This window comes from Micromonospora sp. 15K316, from assembly GCF_004348525.1.
Lineage (GTDB): Bacteria > Actinomycetota > Actinomycetes > Mycobacteriales > Micromonosporaceae > Micromonospora.
In genome coordinates this window covers 1-2,704 of the sequence record NZ_SMKG01000374.1, presented here as the reverse complement: position 1 = coordinate 2,704, position 2,704 = coordinate 1, and the positions used below count along the sequence as shown (strand labels likewise).

Below are 2,704 nucleotides of genomic sequence, written 5' to 3'. Positions count from 1 at the left end.
CCGTACGACCCGTCCCGCCCCGAACGTCCGCGATCTGCCGCCGATCGACCTCGACCGGCTTCCGATCGCCGTCCCCCCGCTGCCGGAGAACTCGGCCGAGCCGGCGGCGAGCCCGGCCGGCTCGGCCGAGCCGGCGGCGCGTCCGGTTCCGCCGAAGGCCGGTCCGCCGGTCGCACCCGCCCGCTCGGGCTCGGGTCGGGGTGGCCAGCGGGCGGGCCAGCCCCGCCGGTACGCCTTCCGACGCAGCTGACCGGCCCCGGGGCGCGGTCCAGCGGCACGTCGCTGGAGCGCGCCCCGCCGGTTCCCCGGCGCCAGGGCGGCGGACGGCCCTGGGTCAGCCGATCAGCGGGCGGAACGTCCCGAGCACGATGCTGGTGGTGAGCGCGGCGGCGGCCACCGCCACCGCACCGGCCACGAGGAGCGCGTCGGCGGCGGTGAACCGCTGGCGTCGGGCGACGGTACGCGGCGTGCCCGCGTCGAACCCCCGGGCGTCCATCGCGACCGCGAGCCGGGTGCCCCGCCGGATCGCCCCGACCAGCAGGGCGAACGCGGTCGAGACGAAGAGTCGCAGCTTCGCCACCGGGTTGCGTCCGGCGTCCACCCCGCGGGCCCGGCGGGCCATGCTGATCGCCTGCCACTCCTGCCCGAGCAGCGGCACGAGGCGGAACGCGGCCAGCGCGCCGATGGCGAAGCGCGCGGGCGCCTTCGCGTTCTGCACCAGGGCGTCGGCCAGGTCGGTGGGGTCGGTGGTGGCGAACACGATCACGCCGGGCAGCGCCACCGCGAACATCCGCAGCACCAGGCCGAGCGCGGTCAGCAGCACCCCCGAGGTGACCACGACCGGGCCGGCCTCGAACAGCAGCCGGCCCGAGCGTTCGGCGGCGAAGAGGACCAGGGTGACCACGATGCCGACCGCGCTCACCAGCAGCGGCCAGGCCCGCCGGGCCAGCATCCGGTAGCGGACGCCGAAGAGCGGCAGGACCGCCAGCTCGACGGCGATGGCGATCGCCGGGGCCACCGGGTCGAGCGTGGCGACCAGGACGAAGGAGAAGAGCAGCGCCGCGACGAACTTCGCGACCGGGTTGCGCCGGGCCAGCGGCGCTCCGGGGGCGGCGACCGGTTCGAGGCTGATCACGAGGACGCCCCCGTCGCGGCCGCCGCCCCGTCGCCGGTGCGCGCGGGGCGCGTCAGCGTGACCTGCCGGTCGGCCAGCGCGGCGACGAACTCCGCGTCGTGGGTGACGGTGACGACCGCGTGCCCGGCGTCGCGCAGGTCGGCGAAGAGCTCCACCAGCTCCAGCCAGGTCCGCCGGTCCTGGCCGAAGGTGGGTTCGTCGCAGATCAGCAGCCGGGGCGCGGTGGCCAGGGCGGTCGCCACGCTCAACCGCCGCGCCTCGCCGCCGGAGAGGGTGTACGGGTTGGCGCGGGCCAGCGGGGTCAGCCGCAGCCGGTCGAGCAGTCCGTCCACAGCGGAGCGAATCTCCGCCTCGGCGCGACCGGTGCGGCGTGGGCCGAGGGCCAGCTCGTCGAGGACCGTGCCGGTGACGAACTGGTGCTCCGGATCCTGGAAGACGGAGCCGATCCGGGTGGCCAGCGCCGGGGCGCGCCATCTGTGCGGGGGAGCGGCGGCATCCCGGCCGGCCAGCTCGGTGCTCGCCGTGACCGTGCCGGTGCCCGGCTTGAGCAGCCCGCCGAGGAGCAACGCCAGTGTGGATTTGCCCGCCCCGTTCGGGCCGAGCACGGCGAGGGCCTCGCCCGCGCGTACGGTCAGGTCGGTCGCGGCCAGGCGGGGGCGCAGGCCCAGCTCGTCCGCGCTGAGCAGCACCGCGCCGGGGGCGGCGGTGGCGCGGCGCGGCGGCGCGGTCCGGCCCGGCACCCAGACCCCCTCGGCCGCGAGCGCGTCACCGTGCGCGTTGAAGACCGCCTCCGGCGTCCCGTCGGCCCGTACACCGCCACCGGGCTCCAGGACCACCACCCGGTCGACCAGCGGCAGTGCCTCGGCCACCCGGTGCTCGACCAGGATCAGCGTCGTGTCGGCGTCCAGCGCGCCGGCGACCGCCGAGCGCACCAGCGCGGCGCCGGCCGGGTCGAGGTTGGCGGTCGGTTCGTCGAGCAGGAGTAGCCCGGGGCGCAGCGCGAGCGCCCCGGCCAGCGCGAGCCGCTGCTGCTCGCCTCCGGAGAGCGCGGCGGTGCGCCGGTCCCGCTGGTACGGGAAGTCGACCCGGCGCAGCGCCTCGTCGACCCGGGGCCAGATCTCGTCGCTCGGTACGCCCCGGTTCTCCAGCCCGAACGCGACGTCGTCGCCGCAGCGGGCCATGACCAGCTGGCTCTCCGGGTCCTGGAAGACGATGCCGACGCGGTCGCGGGCCTTGCGCGGGTCGAGCCCGTCGATCTCCACGGTGCCGCTCTGCTCGCCCGAGTCCTCGGGGAGCAGTCCGGCGAGCGCGGCGAGCAGGGTGCTCTTGCCGGCGCCCGATGGGCCCAGCAGCAGCACCCGTTCGCCGCGCTCGACGCGCAGGTCCACCCCGCGGACGGCCCACCGCTTCCGTCCGGCGTGCCGCCACCCGAACCCCCGCAGCGTCACCGTCCGTCGCCGACCCCGGCGGCGCCACACCCGGCTCGTCCAGTTCCGTACCCGGATCGGAATCCCGCGGCTCGTGCATCCGGACAACCTCCCCGCCCGTGCGGTGCCGCGTCGTTTCCGG

3 protein-coding genes are annotated in these 2,704 nt (G+C 77.0%); 1 reads left to right on the top strand and 2 read right to left on the bottom strand.

All coding sequences use genetic code 11. The features are described from left to right. A partial coding sequence (locus E1211_RS31555) for a hypothetical protein (RefSeq protein WP_371686230.1) occupies positions 1–250 on the top strand: 250 nt, incomplete at its 5' end. A gap of 84 nt (positions 251–334) precedes the next feature. Here the strand turns inward: E1211_RS31555 and E1211_RS31550 are convergent. Together E1211_RS31550 and E1211_RS31545 are read right to left on the bottom strand one after the other, a co-directional pair. Continuing rightward, complete coding sequence (locus E1211_RS31550; protein WP_132353810.1) at positions 335–1,135, bottom strand: energy-coupling factor transporter transmembrane protein EcfT; 801 nt, start codon at positions 1,133–1,135, stop codon at positions 335–337. After that, positions 1,132–2,583, bottom strand: coding sequence for an ABC transporter ATP-binding protein (locus E1211_RS31545; protein ID WP_132353808.1), 1,452 nt, complete (start codon positions 2,581–2,583; stop codon positions 1,132–1,134). The genes E1211_RS31550 and E1211_RS31545 overlap by 4 nt, the downstream gene beginning before the upstream one ends. Positions 2,584–2,704: the final 121 nt, after the last annotated feature.